At 39.1% G+C, this 13,895-nt stretch carries 11 protein-coding genes; 8 read left to right on the top strand and 3 right to left on the bottom strand.

The window, feature by feature from the left end; genetic code table 11:
• The 7 genes from QUE46_RS09260 to QUE46_RS09230 all read left to right on the top strand — a co-directional run bounded on the left by QUE46_RS09260 (window position 1) and on the right by QUE46_RS09230 (window position 10,847).
• Window positions 1–1,686: a sodium:solute symporter family protein gene (locus tag QUE46_RS09260; RefSeq protein ID WP_374761380.1), complete on the top strand. Its 1,686-nt coding sequence runs from the start codon at window positions 1–3 to the stop codon at window positions 1,684–1,686.
• Window positions 1,676–2,878: a glycoside hydrolase gene (locus tag QUE46_RS09255; RefSeq protein WP_286244536.1), complete on the top strand. Its 1,203-nt coding sequence runs from the start codon at window positions 1,676–1,678 to the stop codon at window positions 2,876–2,878. Before QUE46_RS09260 ends, QUE46_RS09255 begins: the two co-directional genes overlap by 11 nt.
• Window positions 2,875–5,160, top strand: coding sequence for an FAD-dependent oxidoreductase (locus QUE46_RS09250; protein WP_286244535.1), 2,286 nt, complete (start codon window positions 2,875–2,877; stop codon window positions 5,158–5,160). The genes QUE46_RS09255 and QUE46_RS09250 overlap by 4 nt, the downstream gene beginning before the upstream one ends.
• Before the next feature lie 14 nt (window positions 5,161–5,174).
• The gene (locus tag QUE46_RS09245) at window positions 5,175–6,320 is read left to right on the top strand and encodes a lactonase family protein (RefSeq protein ID WP_286244534.1); all 1,146 of its coding nucleotides are present in this window, start codon (window positions 5,175–5,177) and stop codon (window positions 6,318–6,320) included.
• 9 nt (window positions 6,321–6,329) lie between these two features.
• A complete protein-coding gene (locus tag QUE46_RS09240) occupies window positions 6,330–6,914 on the top strand; it encodes an RNA polymerase sigma factor (RefSeq protein ID WP_286244533.1) in 585 nt (194 codons plus the stop codon).
• 2 nt (window positions 6,915–6,916) lie between these two features.
• Window positions 6,917–8,464 (top strand): LamG-like jellyroll fold domain-containing protein, encoded by a 1,548-nt coding sequence (locus tag QUE46_RS09235; RefSeq protein ID WP_286244532.1) that lies wholly within the window; start codon window positions 6,917–6,919, stop codon window positions 8,462–8,464.
• 67 nt (window positions 8,465–8,531) lie between these two features.
• Window positions 8,532–10,847, top strand: coding sequence for a beta-galactosidase (locus QUE46_RS09230; RefSeq protein ID WP_286244531.1), 2,316 nt, complete (start codon window positions 8,532–8,534; stop codon window positions 10,845–10,847).
• A 2-nt stretch (window positions 10,848–10,849) separates the two neighbouring features.
• On the opposite strand, the gene QUE46_RS09225 is transcribed toward QUE46_RS09230, so the two are convergent.
• A complete protein-coding gene (locus QUE46_RS09225) occupies window positions 10,850–11,110 on the bottom strand; it encodes a helix-turn-helix domain-containing protein (RefSeq protein ID WP_374761402.1) in 261 nt (86 codons plus the stop codon).
• Window positions 11,111–11,140: 30 nt separating this feature from the next.
• On the opposite strand from QUE46_RS09225, the gene QUE46_RS09220 reads away from it, so the two are divergent.
• Window positions 11,141–11,680, top strand: coding sequence for a sulfatase/phosphatase domain-containing protein (locus QUE46_RS09220; RefSeq protein ID WP_286244529.1), 540 nt, complete (start codon window positions 11,141–11,143; stop codon window positions 11,678–11,680).
• Window positions 11,681–11,731: 51 nt separating this feature from the next.
• Here the strand turns inward: QUE46_RS09220 and QUE46_RS09215 are convergent, their stop codons facing one another.
• A complete protein-coding gene (locus QUE46_RS09215) occupies window positions 11,732–13,660 on the bottom strand; it encodes a CRTAC1 family protein (protein ID WP_286244528.1) in 1,929 nt (642 codons plus the stop codon).
• Window positions 13,641–13,886 carry a hypothetical protein gene (locus tag QUE46_RS09210; RefSeq protein ID WP_286244527.1) on the bottom strand — a complete coding sequence of 82 codons (246 nt, stop codon included), beginning with the start codon at window positions 13,884–13,886 and terminating at the stop codon, window positions 13,641–13,643. Before QUE46_RS09210 ends, QUE46_RS09215 begins: the two co-directional genes overlap by 20 nt.
• Window positions 13,887–13,895: the final 9 nt, after the last annotated feature.

Below are 13,895 nucleotides of genomic sequence, written 5' to 3'. Positions count from 1 at the left end.
ATGCATGTCATTGATATCACTGTGATAGCTGTATTTTCTTTGTTGATCATAGGTTGCGGATTAAGCTTTTCAACCGCAGGGAAGAGCATGAAAAGCTTTTTCTCTGCGGGAGGGGCGCTACCTTGGTGGATGAGCGGGTTGTCACTTTTTATGAGTTTCTTCTCGGCAGGAACATTTGTTGTTTGGGGAGCCATTGCATATAAGCATGGCTGGGTGGCGATCACTATTCAATGGACTATGTGTTTAGCTGGCGTGTTGATTGCTTTATTTATTGCCCCTAAATGGCAGAAAACCGGTGTATTAACCGCAGCCGAATATATTAAACAGCGCCTTGGCTTAAATGTACAAAGAACATATACCTATATTTTTCTTTTGATAGCGAGCTTTTCTACGGGGGCTTTTTTATATCCTGTAGCAAAAATAGTGGAAGTTGCTACTGGTTTATCTCTTGAATATACCGTCATCATTTTAGGCTTATTGATCTTAGCTTACACTGCTGTGGGGGGGCTGTGGGCCGTTATAATTACTGACATTTTGCAATTCGTGGTGCTCACGGCAGCTGTGTTAATTGTAGTACCGCTATCATTTGAGGCGATTGGTGGCATTGAGAACTTTATCGATAAAGCCCCCGATGATTTTTTTAACTTAGTAAGTGATGAGTATTCATGGGAATTTATTTTTGCATTTGCCTTATATAACTTATTTTTTATTGCTGGTAACTGGTCCTATATTCAACGCTTCACTAGTGTGAAAACGCCAAAGGATGCAAAGAAGGTCGGAGGATTATTTGCAATTCTATATCTTATTTGCCCTGTAGTGTGGATGTTAGCCCCGATGATTTACCGAACGATGAACCCTAGTTTAGTAGGGTTTGAAAGTGAAGGGGCTTATTTACAAATGTGCAAAGAAGTATTGCCGGTAGGCATGCTTGGTTTAATGTTAGCGGGTATGGTCTTTGCTACATCAAGCTCCATTAACACCTCTTTAAATATAGCGGCAGGGGTGATCAGTAATGACATATATAAACAAATTAAACCTAATGCATCTCAAACTCAGCTAGTGAAAATCGGTCGTATTGCAACCGCAGTACTTGGCTTTATTACTATTATTGTTGCGTTACTAATTCCTTTACTTGGCGGTGTTGTTGAAGTGGTAATGACGATGGCTGCGCTGACAGGCGGGCCGTTATTTTTACCGCCTATCTGGTTGTTATTTTCTCGTTATCAAACAGGGAAAACGATTTTAATAACGACACTGTTTAGCTTACTGGTGAATGTACTTTTCAAATTTGTGAGTCCATGGTTATTTGATTTCAGCTTAGACAGAGCACAAGAAATGATGTTGGGTGTGTTATTTCCTGTAATGATGCTTACAATATTTGAATTGTATTTAAGAGCAAAAGACCAAACACCTGCATGTTATCAAAACTACTTAATTGAATTAAGTGAAATAAAACCGACTGTTGAATTAATAACTCCAGAAAAAAGCACAGATAATAATCATGCTATTCGCGTCTTAGGGTTTGGCATTCTTTCCACTGGGGCGATCATGCTGGCATTAGCCGCAATTGCTACCACAGGAAAGATGGAAATAACCATCGTAAGTAGTGGCATTTTTATATTAGGCAGTATTTTAGTGTTTAAGTTTAGAAGTAAAGCTGTAAAGGAGTGTAGCAATGAGCAATAACAGTTCCAAACAGCAAAGTTACCCGTGGGATATTCCAACTAAAAAACCAGCACGAGAATTGAGTGTTGCAATGTCGAGGTTATATGACAGTTATTTAACCCCTCGTCCTGAAGACAATCCTTTATTTACTAGCTTTAAATACACTGAACTTTCAGGTTTTGACTATCATAATGATGATGGCACTCTTTCAAGACGTGACCCATCTAAAATTATAAAAGTTGATGGTCTCTACTACGTTTGGTACACAAAACGGTGCACACAATTCCCACCAAAAGGGGCGAAGCACTGTAACGAATTGATTCCCTCCACTGATTGGGATTTATCTGAAATAGGCTATGCCACCAGTATTAACGGATTTGACTGGATTGAACAAGGAATTGCCGTGCCAAGACCTGATTATCCTCAGCTAGGTTGGAGATCGGTTAGCACACCAGACATTCTAATTTATGAAAATAAATATTATCTATATTATCAAGCTTTTAATGAAGCTAGTGGTAAAAAAGGCGATCATTGCCCAGTTACCTTATCAGTTGCCGATAAACCAACGGGGCCATGGCGCCCACATGGCAAAGTGATTATTGACAATGGTGAACCTGGTAGTTGGGATCAATTCTCGATTCATGATCCATATTTACTGATTTATAAAGGGAAAATACATTTATATTATAAAGCTGCTTATGGCGATAGGCCAGATTATTTAGTTGGCAATGGTTTAGCAATTGCGAGTAACCCGTTAGGGCCTTTTGAAAAACACCCTCTGAACCCTATTTTGAATTCAGGTCATGAAACCACTTATTTTCCCTTTGGCTCCGGCATTGCTGCGTTTTCGATCAGAAATGGTAACGAAAGTAACACTATTCAATATTCACCTGACGGTGTGAATTTTTCGATTGCGGCGGTGACTTCATTGATGCCAATTGCAGCAGGGCCTTATGTTGCCAATGCATTTAATAGTGAAGGAAATGAAAACGGTATTGAGTGGGGGTTATGTCATTTTTCAGACAAGAAAGCGCTCAACAAACACAGTTTTTTAGCTCGATTTGACTGTAGTTTAATGGCAAATGAGCTTGAGAAAGAATTAAAAATTACGGATGTACCTCATCATCCTAGTGTGTATTTTGCGCAGTCATTAAGCCCCGAATTAAAAATTAAACGCTCATCCCACGACCAAGAAAAAGAGAAAAAATCATGATTAAGCAAAACTTTAATGCCGCTACCCGCGAAAATAAAAAACAACAATTAAATACTCAGTTTGTTGTTGCTGGTGGTGGTTTAGCTGGTACATGTGCTGCAATCAGTGCGGCGCGAGCGGGTAGCAAGGTTGTGTTAATTCAAGATCGTCCCGTACTCGGTGGCAATGCGTCAAGCGAAGTAAGATTATGGGCCTTAGGCGCAACCTCCCACATGGGTAACAATAATCGCTGGTCACGGGAAGGAGGGGTTATTGATGAAATTATGTTGGATAATCTTAAGTTAAATAGACATGGTAACCCATTAATATTTGATACCATTTTGCTTGATAAAGTAATTGCCGAGAAAAATATTACCTTGTTGTTAAACACCTCTGTCGTTGATGTAAATAAACGGCACAGCACTAGAATCTCGAGTGTAGAAGCATTTTGTAGTCAAAATTCAACGCACTATATTATCAGCGCGCCATTATTTTGTGATGCAACCGGCGATGGTATTGTTGCATTTAATGCAGGAGCTGGGTTTAGGATAGGAGCTGAATCAAAAGCAGAGTTTGGTGAGCTATTAGCATCTGATGAAGAAAAAATGGAGTTACTCGGACACACCTTATTTTTCTACAGTAAAAAAATGGATCAGCCGATTAGCTACAAAGCGCCAGATTTTGCTTACACCTATGAACAAATAGAAGCAATTCCTCGCTGTAAAGATATTGCAGGAAGTGACTCCGGCTGTAAATTTTGGTGGATAGAGTTTGGCGGCATTCGAGATACTATTTATGAAACTGAAGATATTAAATGGGAGCTTTGGAAGCTCGTTTACGGAATTTGGGACTACATAAAAAATAGTGGTAAATTCGATGATGTCGAAAACCTAACCTTAGAATGGGTAGGAACCATTCCTGGCAAACGCGAAAGCAGGCGTTTTGAAGGAGAATATATGATCAAGCAGCAAGATATAATTGAGCAAACGCAGTTCAATGATGCTGTTTCTTATGGCGGCTGGGCGATAGATATTCACCCTAGTGAAGGTATATACAGTGAACGACCACCTTGTTCTCAATATCATTCTAAAGGGGTCTACCAAATTCCGTACCGCTGTTTTGTTAGCCGAGATATAGAAAATTTATATTATGCTGGACGGATCATCAGTGCAACGCATATGGCATTTGGTTCAACTCGGGTTATGATCACTTGCGCACACGGTGGTCAAGCTGTGGGAGAAGCTGCAGCTATGTGTAACCAACTCAATGTCATGCCCAAAGAACTGATGCTCCCAGCGCACATGGTTCAATTACAGCAAAGGTTAAATCTTAATGGCCAAAGTATTCCAGGGGTTCGTTTAGATAAGTACAATAATTTAGCAGCCCTAGCATCGATTACTTCATCCAGCGAGCTTGCGTTCAATGGTTTTCAACCTAGTGGCAGCACAATGCCATTAGATTCCTCGTGTGCACAGTTGGTTGCTTTTGTAAAAGGGCAAGGACCAACAATTAGCATCGCGATATTTGCTCATCAAGAGACACAATTAACGTGTCAATTACGCACTAGTATCAAGCATGAAAACTATACCCCAGACGTTATAAATAAAACGATCAGTTTGCCTGTTAGGGCGGGGGAAAGTACGCTCGTGTTTGATTTTAGTGATTGCAGTTTAGAGGAACAATATGGATTTATTTGTTTCTTACAAAATAATGAAATAGAGCTCGCTACCTCAGAGCAGCTGATTACTGGCACTATGATTGTGTTCAATAAAGTTCATAAAGCGGTGTCAAATAAAGGCAAACAAATAGTACCTGCAAATAGTGGTCTTGAAGAGTTTGAGTTTTGGACACCAGCGCGGCGACCACATGGGCAAAATTTGGCAATGAGTATCTCTCCCGCAGCTCATAATTACCAAGCTACACAGGTCATTAATGGCTTTGTGAGGCCTTGGCTACAACCTAATGCTTGGGTTGCTGACTTTGCAGATCCGTCGCCAACTCTAAATTTTATATGGCCAGAAAAAGTAACGATGAGTCAAATAGTGCTGTATTTTGATAGTGACTTTGACCATGCTTTAGAAACTGTATTAATGGAGCATTATGAAGATCAGATACCATATTGTGTTCAAAACTATACAATAAAAACAGATTCAGGTGAGGTGATCGCACACGTTAGCGGTAATTATCAAAGCATTAATAAAATCGATTTAGCTGAGCCTGTCACGACTCAACAATTAATTCTAGAATTTACTCACCCGTCAAACAATGTACCTGCAGCACTGTTTGAAATTCAAATTAAGTAAAGGGAATTTAATAAATGAGCTTATGGTTAACAGGATTACATATTCGTCTTAAAAACTGCACTCAGTGGTTTGTTTTTATCTCTATTACTTTTTGCCTTGGCGGTTGTCAAAGTATCAGAGATGAACAATCTGAACTTAGTTATTTTTTAGTCGGGAGCTACACAAATGAGCCTGATCAGGGGATATATTTAGTTTCTTATAACGAATATCATGGACAATTAACTAACGAAAGTGTGGTGGCGGCGGCAATCGAACCAAGCTACCTAAATTGGCAACCGACAATAAACAAATTGTATAGCATTGGCAGAACGCTTGATAAAAAATCTGTTATTAATGTGTATGACTGGCAAGGTAATGCGTTTTCAACGCTAAAAACATACCCAATTGAAGGAGAAGGGCTATGTCATATTAATGTCTCGGATGATCGTCAACAGTTAGCAGTTGTTAATTACACAACAGGTAATAGTGAGTTGTTTGATATTGACAGATCTGGTTTATTAACATTACGGGGTCAATTTACAAATACAGGAAGTAGTGTTACTCCTAGACAACATAGTGCTCATTTACATTTTGCTGGCTGGGATAAGCAAAGCCGCTATTTATATTTAACGGATTTAGGGACTGACGAGATAATTGTTTTTGATAGCTTCAAAAATGATTTTACACCAGTACATCGCATTACATTAACACCAGGAGATGGGCCTCGTCATCTTGCTTTTCATCCCACTAAAAAATTAGTGTTTAGTTTAAATGAACTGAGTAACAGTATTAGTATCTTCAAAATATTGCAAAATGGCGATTTATTACACGTTTCACAAACAAATATAATGCCCACAACTGGCCAGCAACAAAATCTTGCATCGGCAATTCGTATCAGTGAGGATGGTCGGCATGTATACGTGGCACTACGTGGAGAAGATACTATTTATGGCTATCAATTAACGGCAGAACCCGGACTTCAACTAATTAATAAAGTTTCAAGTGGTGGTTTACATCCACGAGATTTTAATTTTTCTAAATCACAGAAACAGTTATTAGTAGCTAATCAATATAGTAATAATGTTGTGGTTATTAAGCGCGATTCAGTATCTGGAAAATTATATTCAACACAGAGTCAGCTGCACATTAATGCCCCATCTTATGTCAGTTATTTCAATTAGGGCGCTGATTTGAAAGAAAATATAATACCAATAAATGGTAAAAGTGACGCTTTTATAGTTGATGAAATATTACAAGGGAATGTTGCTGCGTATGCTCTGTTAGTTGACCGTTATCAGTCTGCAGTGAAGGCGTTTTTAGTCGTTCGATTGAAGACGCCCCATGATGCTGAAGATTTAGCGCAAGAAACTTTTATTGTGGCTTTCAAAAAAATTGCTGATTTTAACAATGAAAGCTCTTTTTTAGCTTGGCTTCGAGGGATTGCCGCTTATTTACTAAAAAATCATCAACGTAAACACCGAGCTGTTCCACTAGGTAGTGCAGATGAATTAGAGCAGTTAATAAATCAACACATTGATGAACACATACATGAGGGTAGTGAGCTTGATATGTTTGATAATTTGACCATTTGCCTTGAAAAACTAAGCGATAAAATGCGTAATTTATTAACTGAACATTACACATTAGGTGTGTCCTTAGCCGAGCTGTGTCGTAAATATGAAGATAAACACTCTACTATGACTATGCGTTTATTTAGAATTCGTCAAACATTGAAAACATGTATTGATAAAAGAATACAGGAACAGCAACTATGAGCATGGCTGAACAAATGACGACGCACCAACAACAATTACTAGCTGCGTATTTAGCTGGTGAAGATGTTGCCGATGAGTTACTCGAAGCCTGTCAGCATGATGCTAATTTACTTGCACAAGTCAGTAAATATGTGACGAGTGAACGTTTATTAAAAGCGCATCATCAATCCGTTGTGCAATCAGACAAGTTTACCCATAGTGTCATGGCACAGTTAAGCGAACAGCAAAAGCCGGTTCAGGCCAAACATACCATGAGTTGGCTTTCAAGCCCGTATGCGCTTGCTGCAAGTATTATGCTTTTTGTCAGTGTTATATTTATGGCACAGCACTTGGATTACACAAATAAGTTTGCTGAAGTCACAAAAATGACCGCCTCTTATAACGCCAACTTTTCTGTTGGCAGTGAATTAGGTCAAGGAGACATTATTCTTGAACATGGTTACAGTGAAATTTTATTAGATAATGGCGTGGTACTGGTCTTAGAAGCACCGGTTAAAGTGAATTTACAGTCCAAAGATAAAGTAACGCTTCATCATGGCAAGTTAGTGGCGAGAGTGCCAGAAAATGCAATTGGTTTTAGAGTTGATACCCCAAGTTCTGAAATTATAGATTTAGGCACCGAATTTGGTGTCGAAGTGTCTAATAGCGGTGAATCTCAAGTACACGTGCTTGATGGTGAAATAAAAGCACGTGGCAACAAAATGCAGTCTTACCAACTCCTTAAAAAAGATCAGGCATTAGCATTTGATTTAAATAATCAGGTCACCAGCTTTGTTAGCGTACCCTCTGATTTTATGCGTGTATTGCCTGGAGACTCAATAGAAGAGCCTCATTTATTACATTGGTCATTTGATAAAAAGCAGCAGCATAATTATCCCTCCAGCGGACGGGGTATTGATGGGCAGCAGTATTTAGCCACAGATAAATCTCCTATTGATGAACCGTTAACAGACATAGCGGGCGTATTTGATAAGGCAATTAGCTTTAATGGCACGAACAACTGGCTGGAAACACATTATCCCGGAATTGGTAGTGATAACCCTAGAACAGTTGCTTTCTGGTTGAAAATCCCCAGTGATTTCTTACCTGAACACGCATATGGGATTGTGAGCTGGGGATTACAGCAGGATTATTCAGCGTGGCAAATTTCCCCTAATCCTGAGTTGATCGATGGACCATTAGGTAGGATCAGAATAGGAACCTATAACGCTCAAATTGTTGGTAGTACGGATCTACGAGATGATGAGTGGCATCATATAGCCGTGGTATTATATGGTGGTGTTGAAAGCAATCTTGCCACACATGTTTTGTTATACGTTGATGGAAAGCTTGAAAAAACTCAAAAGAAATCAATAGCTAAAGTTGCGACAAATCTACAGCATCCAGCATCGAGGCCGCTTACGATCGGCAAAAATATAGGTTACATCGAGGGTGCAACCCATGAAAAACAAATGTTCTTTAGAGGCGGGTTAGATGAGCTTTATGTGGTGGAAGCTGCATTGAATCAACAACAAATAATACAATTAATGACAAGTAATCAGTTAAATTAGTAAAAAGATGTGTCAAAGTTAGTTTTCAGAACATTACCTATTACTCGTTAAAGTATAAGGTAATAAAATGAAAAAAATAATTAGATGTTTATCTGTCTTTGTTTATTCTGCGTTAGTGTTAAGCGGTGAAGGTGCTGCAAGGGAGTTTGACTTGCAGCACGATAGCAAGACTATTTTAATTGATGACTTTGAACACGCTAGCAACAGTTATACACTCACTAATAAAAATATAGCGACACAGGTGATCCAAAATAAAAGCAAAGTGTTGCAGCTTACTTTTTCGAATAAACATGAGTTTTCAGGGATCATAATCAAGCCAAATGAACCATGGGAATTGAGTTCGTTAGGTAGTAATGCCTTATTTTTTGATGTTGCGAATGATGGTGACTTTCCGGTGATGCTCAGTGTGAATATCACTGGAAAAGATAAACAAGTCCAAAGACGTACAATTGGGCTAACAACTAAAGAGCATGCTACATTATATTTTGAGCTCAACTCCCAGACTTTAAATGTTGATACAGGGCTCAGAGATACACCTCCTAGTTTTGAAACAACTGCACGTAAAATGATTTTGAGAGGCGCTAAACTCAATGTCGATTTTAGCCAAGTTGAAATTATCGCTATTTATACAGAAACACAAATTAATCCAACCGCAGTAACCATCGATAATCTTCGATTTGAAACCATACCCGATGAAAACCCTGAATTTTTAGCAAATATCGTCGATCAGTTTGGTCAATCTACACAGTTTAATTACCCATTAAAAGTTAGCTCTGAGCAACAATTAAGAGCAATCGCAAAAAAAGAAATAAATGAACTGTCTAAAATAACTCCACGGCCTGATAGAAGTAAATTTGGTGGTTGGAAGCTTGGCCCTAAGTTAACGGCAACGGGCTTTTTTCGTACGGAAAAAGTAAATGGTAAATGGGCGTTAGTTGATCCTGAAGGCTATTTGTTTTTTTCCTCTGGTATTGCTAACGCAAGAATGGCGAACACAACAACATTTACAGGCATAGACTATCGTGATGATTCTGTCAGAAAGCGTGACCCTGATGATGTAACCCCAGAAGACTCCAAAGGTTTAAATAGTAATTTATCTGAATATCAAAAGTCAGCTTACACTGCTTATCCACAGCGACGAGCCATGTTTAACTGGCTGCCAGAGTATAATGATAAATTAGCAAATCATTATAGTTACAAGCGCTCGTCTCATCTTGGGCCAATTCAACATGGTGAAGTATTTAGCTTTTACCAAGCAAATTTAGAACGCCGCTATGGTCAACAATATCCAGGTTCTTATATTGATAAATGGCGAGAAGTAACTTTAAAAAGAATGCAAGACTGGGGGTTCACTTCATTTGGAAATTGGACTGATGCTAGTTTTTATAACAATCAACAAGTTCCTTATTTTGCGAATGGTTGGATCATCGGTGACTTTAAAAGGCTGAGTTCTGGTTTTGATTATTGGGGAGCCATGCCTGACCCTTTCGATCCAGAATTTGTTAAGAGAGCGAAAATAACCACCGAGGTTATTGCCCAAGAGGTACAAAATAACCCTTGGTGTATTGGGGTGTTTATTGATAACGAAATGAGTTGGGGAGGTGAGGGTTCAACAACCTTACGCTATGGTATCGTGCTTGATGCGTTATCTAAAAAAACTGCAGATAGCCCGACCAAATCAGTGTTCAGCGATATGCTAAAACAAAAATATAAAACCATTAGCCAGCTAAACCAAGCATGGCAGAGATCTATTCAGTCTTGGGAATTATTTGATAATACTGGCGTTAATTATAAAAACGACAGTCATTTTAATGATGCTATGATTGCAGATCTCTCTTGGTTGTTAACGCGCTTCTCTGATGAATATTTTAAGGTTGTAAACCATTCTTTAAAGTCAGTATTACCTAACCATCTGTATATGGGAGCGAGATTTACTTCTTGGGGTACATCGCCAGAAGCTCGTTGGTCTGCTAAAAAGTATGCTGATGTGATCAGTTATAACTATTATCGGGAAGGTTTAGACCCGATGACATGGGACATTTTGAAAGAACTTGATATGCCGACAATTATTGGGGAATTTCATATTGGTTCAGGCGATACAGGTCATCCGAATCCTGGCATCATACATGCTGCTAATCAAAGCGATCGTGCTGATATGTATAAAACTTATATGAAAACAGTAATTGATAACCCATATTTAATTGGTGCTCATTGGTTCCAATATATTGATTCGCCAATTACTGGCAGGGCGTATGATGGTGAAAATTACAATGTTGGATTTGTAACAACGACAGACATTCCCTACCCAGAGTTAGTCGAAGCGGCTAAACAAGTTCATAAATCCTTGTATCAAAATCGTTATGGTGACGTGAAAAGTAAATAAGCTCATTTTGAAGTCGTTATCGACGACTTCAATTGACCTTGCTGTTGGTATTCTTTAGGTGATAACTGAGTGTGTTTTTTAAATACCGTTGAAAAGTACGCTGAGTTATTAAACCCTACCGCATAGGCAGTTTCGGTGACTGTTTTAGTTAGCAAGAGCAACTTGGCTTGGTTTATTCTTACATCAGCTAGGTATTGATTAATCGTTGATGCCGTAAGCTGTTTAAACACCACCTTCACTGTATGAGAGCGGCTCGCACCCACTGCGCTGACAAAATCTGCAATGGAGATATCATGGCGGTATTGCTCAAGAATATACGCTTTAGTATTTGGCAAGTTGCACTTAGGCTGGGGGTTATTCCTAAAGGCGAAGAGTTTACTGGTTTAGTATCGTCACTTGATATTGCTGCAATCTCAGTTGCACTAGCGGGTGCTGATAATAAGAAATTAGATGGTGTTAATTTACTGCCATTTTTACAAGGCACTAAACAAGGCAGCCCAAATCAGGCGTTATTTTGGCGCTTAGAAGAGGCACCAAATATTTATGCTGTACGTACTGTTGATTATAAATATATGAGCCAACCACTACCGAATGTAGGCCGCGGCTTTTTTGATATGAAAGCCGATCCGTACGAGCAACATAACTTGGTTGATACGTTACCCGCTGAACAAGCGAAATTAGCCAAGCTGTGGAATGAGTGGAATAAGCACAATACAAATAATGTATTGCAGCAATCATGGGAATACAAAGCACAAATAGATAAGTTTTTTGAGCAGTTAAATATGCAGAATATTGAACAGGCAAAACAAACGCCAAATTATGTTATTAAGTAACCAGAGTTGATTTAGTTAACGAGTAAAAAGCCCCAAAATAGGGGCTTTTTATCAGTACGTTATATTTCCTATATCAATTAAACGGTCTGCGGGTTGATTACGCAATACTTGATTGCTGCCATCACGCCAAGTGACACTAATCTCCTTGATGTTAGCATCATTACCTAAGCCAAAATGGGCAATGTTCATTAAACTTTGTGAGTGGTTTGCACTGTGCGAACCGACAACTTGATATTGGGTCGTTTGGGCCGTTTTTATTTCAACCTTTGCCCCCATTGCATCAATCCCTGATGGCGAATATCCGATACGCACTAAGCTGTAATGGTTATTAAGTATCGCTGAGGTGTTTTTATACAAGTGCCAACGACCGTTGTCGTCATCGCCACTGAGCAGATCAAGCTTACCGTCATGGTTGTAATCAAATGCTGCGCCCATATCACCATGAGAATCTTGATTTAACTCGCTGGTGGCTGAATTTAATAGCTGGCTAGTAAATTGGTTATTGCCTTGGTTAATAAGCATCACATCAGCCACGCGTTGCTTTAAATGGCCAAATCGATACACCACGAAATCAATTAAAGTGTCATTATTAAAATCACCCGGCACCACGCCCCAGTTATTATCAATAGTTTGTTTTGGTAATTGCGCTGATATATCCGTAAGTTGACCTTTATCGTTACGTAGTAAAATATCACTTAATGCTAGGTTTTGTGGTGTCCAATCTGTGTTATAGCTAGTGACATTTTTGAACGAAGCGCGCACATCCCATGCTAAATTATCCTCTAAATACCATTCTACCCGCCATTTGTTGTTACCTAAATGACCAATATACCAGCCTGTTTTATTGATGTTTTTTGCAAATCCTTGGGCTTGATCTGCAGCGATGCTTTGCTCTGAGACTGGCGTGTTTTTGGGTACCTGTTCGGCACCTAAAAAGACCGGCATAGTTTTCATTTTTTTGCCCCGAGGAAAATGATAAAAATCACTTAGAATCAAATCCCCCTGTGTTGTTAGGTTCAAGCCATCATGACTTTTATTGCCTTCGTCTCGTAAGTCTAAACGCTTTAGTTGGTCATTGTATGAGATACTATTATTGGCGATGGTGTAATGTAATTTGCCCCTAGCAAGGTAGTAGTCCATATCTCCATCATTATCGATATCGGCATGGGCAAGAGTTAAAGTACCCGTTGTATCGAGTGATTGTGGCAACACCTTAGCTGTGACATCGGTAAAACTAAAATCATTGTTGCCTTGTAAAATTACTAACGGGCTGTAACCATTAAAGCCGAAAATATCAGGAATGTTATCGTTATTAAAATCAGTGATAAGCACGCGCTCGCTATTTAAATTTTCAAAGACGGGGGAAGGGTGATAATCGAATGTACCATTGCCGTTATTTTCAAATAAAATGTTACGAGGGCTCTGCTCTGTCACCATTTTTTCAGCGTTAACTTGCATAAAGTCCAAGTCGCCATCGTTATCTAGATCAACCCAACGCACCGAGCGGCCTCGTGCGCCCATTTTTGATAAGCCAGCTTGCTCAGTTACATCAGTAAATTGACCATTATTGTTTTGCAATAATCGTTGCGGTTGAGGGGTAAGGCCGTTGCCACCGCCTAATGAAAGCAGAATGTCGTTATCACCATCGTTATCGTAATCGCCACTGGCCATGCCATGTAAATCAACACGTGGGTAAATATCAGCTTGCTTGGTATAACTAAAGTCACTATTTGATAAAAATAATTGAACTGGCGTAGAGTCGTGATTAGTTAGTAATAAATCATACAGGCCATCATTATTTAAATCAGATAGGGATGGGCCGCCGTACTTCCAATTTTTATCAGTTGTTAATCCCACTTCAACAGAGACATCGTCGAACATTATTTTAGGTTTAGCTTGCATGCTGGTGTGTTGATTACTGCAAGCTGTGATGCAAAGTGCAATAGATATAGCACTGAGTTTAAATACTGTATTGCTCATAGAAATACTCCTTATAAGGTGTTGGTGTAGGCGTAGCCAAAGTAAACTCATAATTGTAGCTTTCTAAGTCTTCAACAATATCAGTTAAGTTATCGACCGTTTGTTGGTTACTTTGGGTAGTACTTGTTACAGATTGAGCGTAAGTACTGATCAAGGTTATTTGCTTATTGATGAAATTAAGCACAGATTTTTGTTTTTCTGTGGCTTTGGCAATTTGCAGGGCCATGTCGATCAG

The organism is Pseudoalteromonas sp. MM1, from assembly GCF_030296835.1.
Taxonomy (GTDB): Bacteria; Pseudomonadota; Gammaproteobacteria; order Enterobacterales; family Alteromonadaceae; genus Pseudoalteromonas.
Note: the sequence above shows the minus strand (reverse complement) of the source record. Positions and strands in the feature narration are given on the sequence as shown.